At 68.7% G+C, this 14,816-nt stretch carries 15 protein-coding genes; 5 read left to right on the top strand and 10 right to left on the bottom strand.

Going from position 1 to position 14,816, the window contains the following annotated elements; translation table 11 throughout:
- The first annotated feature begins 120 nt into the window (after positions 1-120).
- Genes RIE08_17305 through RIE08_17295 form a run of 3 tightly spaced genes read left to right on the top strand, consistent with a single transcriptional unit; the run spans position 121 to position 3,004 of the window.
- Complete coding sequence (locus RIE08_17305) at positions 121-921, top strand: 50S ribosomal protein L11 methyltransferase (GenBank protein MEQ8719368.1); 801 nt, start codon at positions 121-123, stop codon at positions 919-921.
- Positions 918-2,348: an FAD-binding oxidoreductase gene (locus RIE08_17300; protein MEQ8719367.1), complete on the top strand. Its 1,431-nt coding sequence runs from the start codon at positions 918-920 to the stop codon at positions 2,346-2,348. Before RIE08_17305 ends, RIE08_17300 begins: the two co-directional genes overlap by 4 nt.
- Entirely contained in the window at positions 2,345-3,004 is a 660-nt protein-coding gene (locus RIE08_17295; protein MEQ8719366.1) for a PaaI family thioesterase, read from the top strand. The genes RIE08_17300 and RIE08_17295 overlap by 4 nt, the downstream gene beginning before the upstream one ends.
- A gap of 33 nt (positions 3,005-3,037) precedes the next feature.
- Here the strand turns inward: RIE08_17295 and RIE08_17290 are convergent, their stop codons facing one another.
- The 6 genes from RIE08_17290 to RIE08_17265 all read right to left on the bottom strand — a co-directional run bounded on the left by RIE08_17290 (position 3,038) and on the right by RIE08_17265 (position 7,405).
- Positions 3,038-3,562, bottom strand: a complete 525-nt coding sequence (locus RIE08_17290) for a hypothetical protein (protein ID MEQ8719365.1) — start codon at positions 3,560-3,562, stop codon at positions 3,038-3,040.
- Positions 3,563-3,619: 57 nt separating this feature from the next.
- The gene (locus tag RIE08_17285; GenBank protein ID MEQ8719364.1) at positions 3,620-4,510 is read right to left on the bottom strand and encodes a PaaI family thioesterase; all 891 of its coding nucleotides are present in this window, start codon (positions 4,508-4,510) and stop codon (positions 3,620-3,622) included.
- 66 nt (positions 4,511-4,576) lie between these two features.
- Entirely contained in the window at positions 4,577-5,449 is an 873-nt protein-coding gene (locus RIE08_17280; GenBank protein MEQ8719363.1) for a fructosamine kinase family protein, read from the bottom strand.
- Positions 5,446-6,006: a low molecular weight protein-tyrosine-phosphatase gene (locus RIE08_17275; GenBank protein MEQ8719362.1), complete on the bottom strand. Its 561-nt coding sequence runs from the start codon at positions 6,004-6,006 to the stop codon at positions 5,446-5,448. Before RIE08_17275 ends, RIE08_17280 begins: the two co-directional genes overlap by 4 nt.
- Entirely contained in the window at positions 6,007-6,435 is a 429-nt protein-coding gene (locus tag RIE08_17270; GenBank protein ID MEQ8719361.1) for an OsmC family protein, read from the bottom strand. It lies immediately after the preceding gene.
- A gap of 19 nt (positions 6,436-6,454) precedes the next feature.
- Positions 6,455-7,405 carry an alcohol dehydrogenase catalytic domain-containing protein gene (locus RIE08_17265; protein MEQ8719360.1) on the bottom strand — a complete coding sequence of 317 codons (951 nt, stop codon included), beginning with the start codon at positions 7,403-7,405 and terminating at the stop codon, positions 6,455-6,457.
- Between the two features lie 220 nt (positions 7,406-7,625).
- Here RIE08_17265 and ugpC point away from each other — a divergent pair, with 220 nt between their 5' ends.
- Complete coding sequence (gene ugpC, locus RIE08_17260; GenBank protein ID MEQ8719359.1) at positions 7,626-8,837, top strand: sn-glycerol-3-phosphate ABC transporter ATP-binding protein UgpC; 1,212 nt, start codon at positions 7,626-7,628, stop codon at positions 8,835-8,837.
- Positions 8,838-8,881: 44 nt separating this feature from the next.
- Here ugpC and RIE08_17255 read toward each other — a convergent pair whose 3' ends face one another.
- Positions 8,882-9,949 carry an LLM class flavin-dependent oxidoreductase gene (locus RIE08_17255; GenBank protein ID MEQ8719358.1) on the bottom strand — a complete coding sequence of 356 codons (1,068 nt, stop codon included), beginning with the start codon at positions 9,947-9,949 and terminating at the stop codon, positions 8,882-8,884.
- Positions 9,946-10,848, bottom strand: a complete 903-nt coding sequence (locus RIE08_17250; protein MEQ8719357.1) for an aldo/keto reductase — start codon at positions 10,846-10,848, stop codon at positions 9,946-9,948. The genes RIE08_17255 and RIE08_17250 overlap by 4 nt, the downstream gene beginning before the upstream one ends.
- 46 nt (positions 10,849-10,894) lie before the next feature.
- On the opposite strand from RIE08_17250, the gene RIE08_17245 reads away from it, so the two are divergent.
- Entirely contained in the window at positions 10,895-12,013 is a 1,119-nt protein-coding gene (locus RIE08_17245; protein MEQ8719356.1) for a Gfo/Idh/MocA family oxidoreductase, read from the top strand.
- Between the two features lie 80 nt (positions 12,014-12,093).
- Here RIE08_17245 and RIE08_17240 read toward each other — a convergent pair whose 3' ends face one another.
- Together RIE08_17240 and RIE08_17235 are read right to left on the bottom strand one after the other, a co-directional pair.
- Complete coding sequence (locus RIE08_17240) at positions 12,094-13,068, bottom strand: carbohydrate ABC transporter permease (protein MEQ8719355.1); 975 nt, start codon at positions 13,066-13,068, stop codon at positions 12,094-12,096.
- A gap of 1 nt (position 13,069) precedes the next feature.
- Positions 13,070-14,800 (bottom strand): sugar ABC transporter permease, encoded by a 1,731-nt coding sequence (locus tag RIE08_17235; protein ID MEQ8719354.1) that lies wholly within the window; start codon positions 14,798-14,800, stop codon positions 13,070-13,072.
- Positions 14,801-14,816 lie beyond the last annotated feature (16 nt).

Below are 14,816 nucleotides of genomic sequence, written 5' to 3'. Positions count from 1 at the left end.
GGGTTCGTGACGGCTGACATGACCCGAACGTACCTCTCCACCGCGACGTGACGACCTCGGCGGGTCGCACGGCTGACGGGCGCGGGTGCGCACCCACCGCGAGCCGCGACGATGGAGGTCGTGAACGCCCCGCCGCCCGGACACGGTGCTCGACTCTGGTCGCTGGTCGTGCCCGCCGACGACGCCGATGACGCCGCAGATCAGCTCTGGCGGGCGGGAGCGACGGCCGTCGTGATCGAGGAGCGCGGGTCGACGGTCCGCCTCACGACCGATGTCGCCCCGCCGGGACCCACGCCACTCGGATGGCGGCGAACCCCCATCGACACGGACGAGGCCGCGTCGGGCTCATGGCTCGAAGGCCTGCCACCTGTCCGGATCGGCCCCTGGACGATCCATCGTCCCGAACTCGACGTCACCGTCGACGGGGCGGTCGCGATCGACCCCGCCCGGGCGTTCGGGAGCGGGCATCACCCGACGACCCGGCTCGCACTCGAAGCGCTGGGCCCGCTCGTCGGACCCGGCGTCAGACTCCTCGACGTCGGATGCGGCAGCGGCGTCCTCGCCGTGGCGGCCGCGGTTGGCGGCGCCCGGTGCACCGCTCTCGACGTCGACCCCGAGGCCGTGGCGGCGACCAGGGCCAACGCGGCCCGCAACGGCGTTGCCAGACGTGTGGACTGCGTGCTGGGAACGGTGACGGCGGTCCGCGGTGATTTCGACGTCGTCGTTGCGAACATGTTGGTCCCCGCGATCACGGCGTGTGCGGCGAACCTCGCCGCGGCGACGCGTCATGGAGGCGTCCTCGTCATCACGGGCGTCCTCGAGAACCAGGCCCCACAGGTACAGGACGCGCTCGGACTCACCGAGAGGCATCGGCTCGCTGCCGGCGACTGGGTGGGCCTCGTCTACGATCATCGGCCGTGACTGGCGACTTCCTCGACGACATCCGCGACATCGTCGGCGCCAGCCGGGTCGTGACCGACGAGGCGGAACTGGCGCCGCGCCTCGTCGACGAGCGCCGCCGCTACCAGGGGAGCGCCCGCTGCCTCGTGCGACCAGGCTCGACGGCCGAGGTGGCCGCGGTGGTCGCGGCGTGCGCCAGGAGGGGCGTGCCGGTGGTGGCCCAGGGCGGCAACACGGGCCTGTGCGGGGGTGCCACCCCCCAGTCGGCGGACACCGTCGTGGTCGACATTGGCCGGATGCGGACCGTCCGCAAGGTGGACACCGCAGACGACACTCTCACCGTCGAGTGTGGGCTGTCGGTCGCGGAGGTGGGCGACATCGCCGCACGCCACGACAGGCTCTTCCCGCTGCGCTTCGGCGCCGACGCGACGGCGACGCTCGGCGGCGCCCTCGCGACGAACGCGGGAGGGACGAACGTCCTGCGGTACGGCATGGCGAGAGACCTCACGCGCGGTGTGGAGGTGGTCCTGGCAGACGGCCGCGTCCTCGATGACCTCCGTGGGCTGCGCAAGGACAACACCGGCTACGCGCTGAGCGAGCTGTTCGTCGGCAGCGAGGGGACCCTCGGCATCATCACCGCGGCGACCGTCGCTCTGTTCCCCCGGCCGACCGCCGTCGTCACCGCCGTCGCGGCGGTCCCCGACGTCGCCGCCGCCGTCGCGCTCCACACCAGGCTGCGCGCGGCGACCGACGGGCGGCTCAGCGCGTTCGAGTGGGTGTCGGCTGTGTCCTCGCTCCTCGTCGCAGAAGAGCTGCCCGACACCCGCGTGCCGTTCGCCGGCAGCGACGCCGTGCTCATCGAGGTCGATTCGCGCGGACCCCTCCAGTCGCTCACCGATCTGTTGATGGCAGTGCTCGCCGAGGCGGCCGAGGCGGGCGAGATCACCGACGCGGTGGTCGCTCCCGACGAGGCGGCGAGGAACGAGATGTGGGCGGCACGGGAGGCGGTTCCCGAGGCCGAGAAGCACGCCGGCGGTGCCCTCAAGCACGACGTGAGCGTGCCGGTGTCCGCGATCGCGCCCTTCGTCGCACGGTGCGGCGAGGCACTCGCCGCCACCGACGCGGACGTCGCCATCTCGGCGTTCGGTCACCTCGGCGATGGGAACCTCCACGTCAACCTGCTCTCGGCGACCCGCACCGGCCCCCCGAGCGCGCGCGAAGGCGAGCTGACGGGCGTCGTCTTCGACGTTGCCGCCGACCTCGGTGGGTCGTTCAGCGCGGAACACGGCATCGGTCGCCTACGCGTCGGTGAACTCCAACGGCGCGGCGATGCGGTGGCGGTCGACACCATGGCGCGGATCAAGGCCGCTCTAGACCCGGACGGGATACTCAACCCGGGAGCGGTCGTGGCCGACCGCAGAGCCTGGGACCCGTCGGGCTCGACGTGAGCGCACCGCCGGGTCCCCGACCCAGTCCCCATCCCGACATCGCCGGCCGGGAGGCCGAACTCGCGGACCTGACGTCAGCGGTGCGCCGCCTGGTGGACCTGACGTGTCGCAACACCGCCGACGCAGACATCACCGCGGTGATCGCGCGCGACGCCCACGCCCTCGCGGACCGACTCGAGGACGCGACGCCGGCGACGGGAACCCGGCGTCGCTTCGAGACCTTCGACGTGGACGATCCCGCCGACCTGTTCCAGTACGACGCGGTCGTCGGCACCTACAACCCGACGGCCCCACCTGTCAGGTGTCGGTGGGAGGACCCGTTCGTCTTCGCGACCGCCGTGTTCGCGAACCCGTGGGAGGGACCTCCGGGCGTGCTGCACGGTGGGATGGTCGCCGCGACCTTCGACGCCGTGCTGACGGTGGCCAACATCATGACGCTCGGCCACCCGGCGCCGACCGCCCGATTGGACATCACCTACCGGGCTCCCACCCCGCTCGACACCGAGGTCACCCTGGAGGCGACGGTTCGCTCCGTCGACGGTCGCAAGGTCACCACGGTCGGGTCGTTGCGAGCGGGTGAGACGTTGTGTGCCGAGGCCGAGGGCCTGTTCATCGACCTCGGGGCCTCACCCCACCTCATCGGCTACGCCGAGTAGCGCCGCTGATTGTGGTTCACGGGCGGCCTCCGCCTAGGAGAACAGACTCATCCCGCGGTGCAACAGGACGACGTAGACGACGGTCCCGGCCACATCGAGGAGGCCGACCACCCTGGGGCTCATCTTCAGCGACCCGGCCCACGCGAGCGGGGTCCGGCTCGGCCTGACGAACACGGCGATCGCGCAGGCGACCCGCTCCACACCGATGACCCGCACGAGCCACGGCCCCCACCGCGTGGACTCGACCCTGTCACGGGCACGGCACCCGTAGCGGAGACCGAGTGCGTAGTTCCACGGGTCCGCGACGCACAGGCGCACCGTCGCGACGAGCACGAAGATCGGCAGAGCGAGCCGTGGCGCGGACCACACGAGCAGCACGGCATTCGGGTTGATGGCGATCAAGACGACCGGGATGTGCCTGAGGAGGGGAAAAAGAGGAAACGCCGCCATGGAGGCGGCGGTGAGGACGGTGAGTGGGACGACCAGCGGCTTCCGCCGCCAGCGGTCCTCGAAGCGCTGTCGCCGTCCGGGAGGGGCCGAGACGATCGTCGCTGTCACGAAGGCGACGCGACCACGCCCATGTGGCGCGTCGGTGAGATCGGTCCTAACGGAGACTCAACCGTCTGTGACTTCCTCATGGGCCACATCATCCACACCACGAACGGGTGCCCTGGCCTCGACCACGCCCGTCGCGACGGTGCGATCCGCTCCGCGGTCGGTCACCTCGACGCGCACGGGACCCGAGGTGGACGCCACCACCGGACCGGCCGCATGCGCATTCACCTCGAAAGGACCGACACGGGCCCCGTTGACGAAGCGCGTGTGAAGGGCCGTGAGAACGGCCTCGTCACCCAACCCACGCCTCGCCGCTGATGCCCCGACCGCAGCGATGGCCTCCACGACGGCACCACCGTGCATCACCCCCCACGGGTTGCGCGCCAGAGGGGGCATGTCGAAAACGAGCGAGTCACCATGGGCGACCAGACCGAGGAACTCCTGGAAGGGCGGTGGCGAGTCGGGCTCCGGACCGTTGCCGAGCGCGACGCCGTCGGCCTGCTGCGCAGCGAACGGTTCGAAGTTCGCGTCGAGAGGTGTCGAAGCAACCGAAGCGACAGCCACCAGGCGCCCACCGGCGCCCACATCGCGGACCTCCATCGCCGCGACCACGCTCGTGCGGCCCGCCCGGACGACCGAACCCGAGATCCACAGCGGACCGGTGACATGAGCGCCACCGACGCGCCGGACGTCGAGATCGGTCGTGACCACCCACTTCGGGACGACCGCGAGCCCTGCCACGTGGCCACCCACCACGTCGCACACGAACCCGATCGTTCCGAGCGGCATGCGGCCGCCAGGCGCCAGGTCCGGCCGCACCGGGATCCACGCGGAGATCTGTCCGTTCCCCTCGCGTCGCATGACGAGGCCGACGTGGCCGTGAAGGGCCAGCCCCGGTTCGGTGTCGTGAACCTCGGCGGTCGGCATGGCGGATCTGGTGGCATCGGACACGGCAGACGAACCTACGGAGCCGACCGCCCGGGCGCCAATCCCGCAGTGGTGACCGGGACGCTCAGATCACAGACAGGCACGCGCAGCCGCATCGACGGACGCGCCGTAACCGCCGCTGAAGAGCCGGGCGTGCACCAGCAGCGGTGCGAGTTGCCACAGGGGGACCCGTCGGCGGGCGTCGGCCGCGAGCGGCCAGGCCTCGTCGTAGGCATCGAACACCGCCGGGGAGAAGCCGCCGAAGAGTCGCATCATCGCGAGATCGACCTCACGGTGGCCGCCGTAGGCGGCCGGGTCCACGAGCACGGGGTGACCGCCCGCACCGGTCATCACGTTGCCCGCCCACAGGTCACCGTGCAGACGTGCCGGCCGTTCGAAGGGACCCACGAGGGCATCGAGACGTCCGATGACGGCCTCGACGCGGGCCACCGTCGAGGCGGGGAGGACCCCGGCGTCGGCGCACAACGCCACCAACGGCTCCAGCCGGCAGGTGGCATAGAACTCCGACCAGGTGTCGCACGGGGTGTTCGGCAGCTGCAGTGAGCCGGCGAATCCGCCGCCGCGCAATCCGAACGAGTCGGCCCCCGCGAGGTGGAGTCGGGCGAGACCACGGCCGAGGACCTCGTCGTGATCCACCGCCGGCAGGGCGCTGTCCACCCATGACAGCGCGAGGAACCTCACCTCACCGTCACCGACGCCGACCACGTCGGGGACGGTGAGCGCGTCGGCTTCGCCGAGCCATTCCAACCCTGCCGCCTCGGCGGCATAGAACCCATGGGGAGCGTCACTGCGCGTCTTCACGAACAGGGCGCCGTGCGCGGTCGTCTCGAACCGCCAAGCATCGTTGATGTCGCCGCCGGTGACCGGGCCGGCGGCGCGCACCTCGACGCCCAACTCGGCTTCGACGGCGGCCACCAGTTCCCCGCGGTCGTCGACGGTCACAGCCGGGGGCGCAGCTCGGCGAGCAGTCCCCGGCAGGCGGCGTCGACCATGTCGAAGACGGCGGTGAAGCCGTCCGGTCCGCCCTGGTAGGGGTCGGGGACGTCGGGGGTGGGTGCGCCCGGGTCGTGGTCGGGATCGAAGTCGCGCAGCATGTGGATCTTGGCGACCGAAGCCTCGTCGGGTGCGAGGTCGACGAGGTCGGCCCTGTTGCGTCCGTCCATCGCGACGACCAGGTCGAAATCGTCGAAGTCCCATGCCTGAAAGGTGCGGGCGGTGCTGCGCATCGTGACACCGCGTCGTGCGGCTTCGGCGGTCGACCTGGGATCCGGCGGTTCGCCGACGTGCCAGCCGCTCGTCCCGGCCGAGTCGACGGCGATCCGATCGTCGAGTCCCTCGGCGTCGACGAGTGCGGCCATCACCGCCTCCGCCGTCGGCGAGCGGCAGATGTTGCCGAGGCAGACGAAACAGATCCTGATCACGCCCGCCCCACCCTGGCCGACGGGGCCGTACTCATCGGACCGGCAATGCTCATCGGACCGGCAATGCTCATCGGACACTCACCCGACGATGACCTCGTCGTCGAAGTGGATACCCGCTTCGAGCGTCTTGTGCACCGGGCACCGGACCGCGACCTCGGCGAGACGGGCACGCGCCTCCTCGTCGAAGTCCCCTTCGATGAAGATCTGGCTCGAGACGGTGTCGATGAAGCCATCCTCGTCCTCGTCGCAGAACTCGCAGTCGTTGGCGTGGATCTTCTCGTACTCGTAGCGCACCGAGATGGAGGCGAGTGCCCAACCCTTGCGGCGCGCGTACATCGACAGCGTGATGCAGGTACATGCGGCGAGGGAGCCGAGCAACATCTCATAGGGGGTCGGCCCCGTATCGGAACCCCCCGCGTCGAGCGGTTCGTCGGCGAGCCAGGTGTGGCCCTCGCCGCGGATCTCGACGCGGTAGCCGTCGGTGAGGTCGGCTGTGATCGATTTCATCGTGCCTCCGTGGCGCGGGTCACGTCGCCTCCGCTGAGAAGACGACCTTGATCGCCCCGCCGACGCGGTCGGCGGCGGCCGCGAAGGCCTCCGCCGATGCATCGAGCGGGAACCTGTGGGTGATCAGTGCATCGGCGATCACGGGGTGGGTGGCGAGGACCGCGGCGGCGGCGTCGATGTCGCGACCCGTCGGTCCGACGCCGTACATGGCGGCCGGGACGATGCTGATCTCACGCAGGCACACGGCGATGCCGGGCGCTTCGATGGTCCCCCAGTACATCCCGAGGAGCACGACGGTGCCGCCCCGCCGGCACCGGGCCACCGCGTCGGCGAGTGCGCTCTTGGAGCCGGCGGCCTCGATGACCAGGTCATAGGGCTCGTCGGTGGCCGGCGACGCACCCAGCATCTCCGCGGCGCGCTGCTGCGCGTCGTGGCGGGTGACGATCGCACACTCCAGACCGACGTGACGCGCGACGGCGAGCGCGCACAGGCCGATCGGCCCGGCTCCGATGACGAGGATCCGCTGTGGTGGGCGTGCGTCGACCATCCGCAGGGCGTGGACCGCGACGCCGAGAGGTTCCACCAGCGAAGCCGTGGTGACGTCGAGGCCCGAGGCCAACGGGACGATCTGGCTCGCATCGACGAGGACCTCTTCGGCCATACCCCCGTTGCGACCGAATCCGAGGACTCCCGCTCCCGCCGACTTGCAGATGTTGTGACGACCCTCGAGGCATTGGGGACACACGCCGCAGCCGGTGATCGGTTCGACGGCGACGGCGCGGCCGTCGGCGAGGAAGCCGGCGACCTCATGGCCGATCGTCACGTCTGGCGGGAGAAGGCCCAGGTCGTGCATGTGCAGATCGGATCCGCACACGCCGGCGGAGGCCATTCGTACCCGCACGCCGTCGCCGTGGGGACGGTCGGTCTCCACGGTCACGATCTCGCCTTCGCGCGACCTGACGGCCTTCACGTCACAGTCTCCATCTCGTCCACGTGCGGACGGTATCGCAGCGTCGGCGCCTGCGAAGTCGATCGGGACTATCGACCGGGCACTGAAAATGGCAAGCTGGCGACGGCCCGACCTCGCCATCGGGTCCGACGAACGGCTAGTGTAAGCGCTTGCAATCCGGCGCCCGGCGTCGGAGAAACCGAGATCGTCGCGGCAGCGACGGAGGAACCGGGGGGTTTCAATGGGACAGGTCCTGCTCGAGGGCGTCGAGAAGCAGTACCCGAACGGCTTCAAGGCCGTCACGGATCTCAACCTTGAGATCACCGACGGCGAGTTCCTCGTCATGGTCGGCCCGTCGGGCTGTGGCAAGTCCACCACGTTGCGGATGATCGCCGGCCTCGAGGAGATCACCGGCGGAACGCTCACCATCGGTGACCGGGTCGTCAACGAGCTCCAGCCCAAGGACCGTGACATCGCCATGGTCTTCCAGAACTACGCGCTGTACCCCCACATGACCGTCTACGACAACGTCGCGTTCGCGCTCAAGCTCGCCAAGGTGCCCAAGGCCGAGATCGACGACCGGGTGATGGCCGCGGCGCGCACCCTCGAGCTGGATCCGCTGCTGGACCGCAAGCCTGCACAGCTATCGGGCGGTCAACGCCAGCGCGTCGCGATGGGACGCGCCATCGTGCGCTCACCGGAGGTGTTCCTCCTCGACGAGCCTCTCTCCAACCTCGATGCCAAGCTGCGCGTCCAGATGCGCGCCGAGGTGACCCGAATCCAGGCCGAGCTCGGCGTGACGACCTTCTACGTCACCCACGACCAGGTCGAGGCGATGACGATGGCCGATCGCGTCGCGGTCATCAAGGCCGGCGTGCTCCAGCAGGTCGACCCACCCCAGAAGCTCTTCGACGAGCCCGACAATCTCTTCGTCGCCGCGTTCATCGGCTCCCCCTCCATGAACCTGATGCAGGGCGTCCTCGTCGACGAGGGCGACGACGACCTTCGCCTCGGCCTCGGCTCCCACACGCTGTCGATCCCCCGCGAGACCCTGGCCAAGCGGCCACGGCTGCGTGAGTACCTCGGCAAGCCCGTCGCGGTGGGGCTGCGCCCCAAGGATCTCAACGATGCCGCGCTGTACCCGGACACGCCGCCGGACCGCCGGTTCCGTTCGACGATCACCAACCGTGAAGCCCTCGGATTCGAAGTCATCATGCACTTCGAGCTCGACGCCACCCCGATCATCGAGGCCGAGGCGCTCGACCTCCCCGAGGACATGATCAGCTCGGAACTCGGCGGCTACGCCGACGTCAAGACCCACCACCCCAGTCGGGTGGCCGCACGTTTCGACCCCGAGACGAAGGCCAAGGTGGGCGACGACATCGAGGTCGCCGTGTTCGTCGAGCACGCCCACTTCTTCGACCCCGAGACGGGACTCGCCATCCGCGACTGAACGGATCGACCCACAGCGCCGCTCGACCGCCCCGGCGCCGGGGTTCAGGCGCCGTGGATCCGCGCGTGGTCGATGCGGGGAAGGACGTGGCGGGCGAACAGCTCGCACTCGTCGATGTGGGGGTACCCCGACAGGACGAACGCGTCGATCCCGACGTCGCGGTACGCCTCGAGCTTGGCCACCACCTGATCCGGATCGCCGACGATCGCCGCACCCGCGCCGCTGCGGGCCTTGCCGATGCCGGTCCAGAGATTTTCCTCGGCGTAACCGGCGTCGTCTGCGTCCGCGCGCAACGCCACCTGCCGCTGGACGCCCGCCGAGGCCGTATCCAACGAGCGCTGGCGGATCTTTTCGCCCTCGTCGAGGTCGAGCCGGCTCATCAGGCGGTCCGCGGCCGCCCGGGCCTCCGTTTCGGTCTCACGCACGATCACGTGGCTCCGCAGCCCGTACCGCAGTGTCCGACCATGACGCTCGGCGCGTGCGCGCATGTCCTTCACGGTCTCTCCCACGGCGACCACACGGTCCGGCCACGTCAGGAAGACGTCGCAGGCCGCGGCGGCGGTCTCCTTGGCCGGCTCGGAGAATCCTCCGAAGTAGAAAGGCGGGCACTTCCCTGACACCGTGCGGGCACCGGGCGGATCCAGGGTCAGGTCGACGAACTGGCCGTGGAAGTCGACGGACTCACCGTCGAGGAGCATCCGTAGGACCTGCATCCACTCGCGCGTGCGCTGGTAGCGCGGCTCGGAGTCGAGGGTCTCACCGGGGATGTCGCTCGAGATGATGTTGATCGTGAGGCGTCCACCGGCCATCTGGTCGATGGTCGCGAGCTGGCGGGCCAGCTGGGGAAGCCACATCTCGCCCATCCGCACGGCGAGCAGGAGATTGATCTGGTCGGTGTGGGTCGCGATCGCGGCGGCGAAGGCCGTCGAGTCGATACCGAGCGTGTAGCCCGAGGGCAACAGGACGTTGTCGAGTCCGTTGCGGTCGGCGGTGGCGACGATGTCACGGCAGTGCGGCCACGACGACCGCAATGCGGGGTCCGGCACACCGAGGAACTCGTAGTCGTCGTCGCAGAGCGCCGAGAACCAGGCGATCTCGACAGGTCCGCTCATGGCAGTGGTACCCCCTCGGAGGCTTCGATGACGGCGTAGACGTCGTTGCGGTCGAGGCCCACACCGAGTGCCGCACCGGCGGCGCTGATGCGGGCCGGGGTCTGGGATCCGACGATCACGACGGGCTTCGACGGATGCGCGAGCACGAACGCCGTCGCGATGGCCGCCCTGTCGACTCCCTCACGCGCCGCGAGCCGGTCCAGCACGGTGAGCAGCTCGACACGAACGCCCTCGCCTGTGGCGAGTCGACCACCGCCCAGGGCGCTCCATGCGAGCGGCGTGACACCGTCGCGCATCGCCGCGTCGAGGGTTCCGTCCCGGATCGGGTCCAGGTGCAGCGCCGACATCTCGGGCTGGGTCGTGACGAGCGGGAACGGCAGGTGGGCGCGCAGGGCGTCGTACTGGTAGGGCGTGAAGTTGGAGACGCCGACGTGGCGGATCTTGCCCGCGTCGCGCAGCGCGGCGAGGGCGCCGGCAACCTCGGACGGATGCGTGAACAGGTCCGGCCGGTGGATCTGATAGAGATCGATCACGTCGACTCCGAGCCGGCGTAGTGACGCGTCGCACGCCTCGGTCAGGTACGAGGCGGACGAGTCGTAGGGCACGGGCGGCGCTATCCCCCCCTTCGTGGCGAGGACCATCCGGTCACGCAGGTGCGGGGCGTCGGCGAGCACCTCACCGAGGATCGACTCGCTGTGGCCGAACCCTTCCCCTCCGTAGTCGAGGCCGTACACATCGGCGGTGTCGACGAGGTTCATCCCCGCCTCGAGTGCCGTCTCGACGAGGTGACGCGCCGTGGCGACGTCGGGATCGGTGAAGCGCCAACAACCGAATGCGAGGGGGCCGATGGAGAGATCACCGATCATTCGCGGGTCTGCTGTTACGAGAGAGTCACCCATGGACGTAACCTACCCCAGGGTCATTTGAGCGAGTCCGGGGGGACCGTTGAGCGACATCAGGTTCGGAATCATCGGCGTCGGGATGATGGGGATCGAACACCTCCACAACATCGCGGGTCTCGACGGGGCCACGGTCACCGCGGTGTCTGACCCTCACGGACCCTCGCGCAGCAGCGCTACCGAGGCCTGGGCCGGCCCGCTCACCACCTTCGAGGACCACCGCGAACTGTTGTCGTCGGGGCTGTGCGACGCCGTCGTCGTCGCCACACCGAACCACACCCACGCCGACGTCATGGTCGACGTGGTCGCGAGCGGGCTTCCCGTGCTGGTCGAGAAGCCGTTGTGCACGACGGTTGAAGGCTGCCGGACGGTGATGGCTGCAGCCGAGGATGCCCCCGGGATGGTCTGGGTCGGCCTCGAGTACCGCTACATGCCCCCTGTCGCCCGCCTCATCGAGGAGGTACGGGCCGGAACTGTCGGCGAGACACGCATGGTGGCCATCCGCGAGCACCGCTTCCCCTTCCTGTCGAAGATCGGTGACTGGAACCGGTCGACGGCCAACACCGGCGGAACACTCGTCGAGAAGTGCTGTCACTTCTTCGACCTCATGCGCGTGATCATCGGCACCGACCCCGTGAGCGTCTACGCCTCGGGCGGTCACGACGTGAACCATCTCGTGAGCGACGAGACCGGGCCCGCCTCCGACATGTTGGACAACGCCTTCGTCATCGTGGACTTCGAGGGCGGCGTGCGGGCGATGCTCGACCTGTGCATGTTCGCGGACGCCACCAAGAACCAGGAGGAGGTCGTCGTCGTCGGCGACAAGGGCAAGGTCGAGGCCCTCATCCCCGAGTCCACCGTCCGTATCGGAAGGCGGGGCGAACACTGGATAGGCGAGGTCGAGGAGTTCACCGTCACCGACGAGACCGTCAAGGTCGCCGGGGACCATCACGGTTCGAGCTTCCTCGAGCTCGCCCGCTTCACGACCGCGATCCTCGAGGGCGGCCCCAGAGAGCTCGAGGGATTCGCCGACGCGGTCCGCTCGGGCGCGCGGCCCGAGGTCACGCTGGCCGATGGCCTGTGGTCCGTGGCCATGGGGGAAGCTGCGCACCGCTCCATCGAACAGGGACGCCCCGTGACCCTGGCCGAGGTCCTCGACGGGTAACGGTACGCGCAGGGGGACGGTGACGCTCACGCCACCGTCCCCTGGCCACATCGCATCGCGATCTTCGACGCGTCGGGTGCTCAGCCCTTCACCGAGCCGGCCAGCAGGCCACGCACGAAGTGCTTCTGCATCGAGAAGAACACGATCAGTGGCACGATCGTGATGATGAAGGCCGCCGGGAACAGCAACTGGAAGTCGTCACCGAACTGACCGGTCAGGTTGACCAGGGTCACCGTCAGCGGTTCGTTCGTGTTGAGGAACACCTGGGCGACGAGCAGATCGTTCCAGGTCCAAAGGAACTGGAACACGGCGAAGGCCGCAAGCGCCGGGCGCGAGAGCGGCAGGACGAGTCTCCAGAAGATGGTGAAGTGGTCGGCGCCGTCGATTCTCGCCGCTTCGAAGATGTCCTTGGGCAACTGTGAGATGTAGTTGTGCAAGAGGAACAGAGCCAGCGGGAGGCCGAATGCGGTGTGGGTCAGCCACACCGATGCAGCCGTGTTCGCGAGCCCGGTCTCGGGGAACAGGGTGAAGGTCTGGTCGAAGAGGGTGAGGTGCGCACCGTTCTGGAAGAACTGGATCAGCGGGATGAAGGTCATCTGGTTGGGCAGTGCCAGCATCGACACGATGAAGATGAAGAACCAGTTCCGTCCCTTGAAGTCGATCCAGGCGAACCCGTAGGCGGCGAACGCCGCGACGGCGATCGGGATGATCGTCGCCGGAATCACGATCGCAACCGAGTTCAGGAAGCTGTCGCTGAGGGAGCTGACGCCGGCACGGTCCTCGAACACGTCGCGGTAGTTCTGGATCGTGAAGTCCGTCCACTGGGCGGGGTTGAGCGCCTCCCACCAGCCACTCGTGTTGATGTCCTCCACCTGGCGGAACGACGAGACGAACAGGCCGAACGTCGGGATCGTCCAGAGCACGACGATCGTCCACAGGACCCAGTTGGGCAACGAACCCATGAGTCGCCGCATCCGCAGACCGACTGGTTGACGGGGGTCGCCCAGCGGGCTGGACACGGAACCCGGGGGCGCTTTTACGGTCGGAGCGGCCATGTCAGGCGACCTCCTTCTGGGTCCGGCGGATGTTGTAGACCATCACGGGCAGCGTCAACACGAAGATGGTGACCGCGAACACCGCCGACTTCGGGAAGTTCGGATTTCGCAGCTCGTTGAACATCGCGTTGGCGAAGACCTCCGTGCCGGCCCGGCCGTTCGTCGTGGCCTTCACGAGGTCGTACACCTTCATGACGATGATGATCAGGGTGGTGAGCACGACGAGGATCGTCGGGCGGATCTGGGGGATGACGATCCGCCAGAACACCTGGATCTCGGTCGCCCCGTCGACGCGGGCGGCCTCGAGGAGGTCGTCGGGCACCGACTTGATGGCCGCCGACAGGACCACCATCGCGAAGCCCGCCTGGATCCAGATCATGATGATCATGATCCAGATGTTGTTCCACGGCGCCTGGAGCCCGTCGTTGAAGAACCCCGCCGGCGAGAACCCCAGGCCCTGGATGATGGCATTGAGCAGACCGAGCTGGTCATCGCCGGGCGAACGCGTGTACATGAAGTCCCAGATCACGGCTGCTCCGACCATGGAGATGGCCATGGGCATGAAGATCATCGTCTTGGCCCACTTCTCCGACGACGACCGGTCGGCGAGGATCGCGAGCAGCAGCCCGAGCACAGTCGACAGTCCCGCAACCGTGACGACCCACCAGAGGTTGTTCCAGATGACCGCCTGCATCGTCGAGAGAACCGCGAAGAGCAACAGGATCACACCGAGGATCGCGACGAGCGACGAGCTGGGTGTACCCCAGTCCAGGTCTGCGGTGCTACCGCGCGACCGGCCGAGGATGAACAGTGCGAGCACCAGAGCCGCAGCGACGAGCACGACGATCAACGACGCCGTGCTCGACACCACCTTGGTCAGTACATCGACGATGTCTGACTCGTTCGGCTCACGGAAGACCGCCTCGAAGAAGCCGATGATCGCCAGAGCGACCATCACGACGACCGCGCCGCCGAGGACCCGCATGATGTTGGTCGCATTGCGGGCCTGGTCGGTCCCGAGGAACTTCTGGGTGCTCGCCCACGCTGCGACGACCGCGAAGACCAGGGCGAAGACGCCCACGATGAACAGTCGACTCGTGAAGATGTTCGTGAAGCCGTCGACGCTGAAGAAGGTGTCGTCACCGAGGACGTTGCGGTACTGGTCGAGGGTGAGCGAACCCTCACCGCGCCGTCCGCCCTTGAAGGAGAGCACGATGGTCCGGAAGCTCGGGATGATGAGGAAGACGAGCACGAACATGACCGCCGGACCGACGAACCCGATCGGTCGCAGTCGCTGCTCCCACCTGACACGACCGGCCAGGTCGGGCGTCAGGGCCATACCCAGGCCGTAGCCGACGACGAACCCGACGAGACCCCCCAACAGGATGCCGAGAGCGTCGGGCGGGAACCAGCCGTTGTGCTGGAGCGCCGCGCCGACGACGAGGCCGACCATCGCCCCCAGGCCGGCGGGGATCAGGGGCCACCGTGCCCGGCTCTGGTCGAGAATCTTGTTGTACCCGATGAACAGGGCGGCGGCCGCGCCGACGCCGATCACGATCGAATACCACATCTTGCGGATGGGGTCGGAGGTGAACGCTCCGATGATCAACAAGATGACGACGGCGGCGGTGACCACCCAACCGAACCACTTGGCGACAGTCGCGAAAGCCAGCGGCTCCCGGTCCTTCGTCGGCCTCGACGGTGGCGCCTCCGGCACCGCAGTGGCCGTCATCGGTGCGTCCCCCCGC

Source organism: Acidimicrobiales bacterium, from assembly GCA_040219085.1.
In the GTDB taxonomy this organism is placed as follows: Bacteria; Actinomycetota; Acidimicrobiia; order Acidimicrobiales; family JAVJTC01; genus JAVJTC01.
The sequence above is the reverse complement of the archived record's forward strand: the minus strand, read 5'-3'. Positions and strand labels throughout refer to the sequence as shown.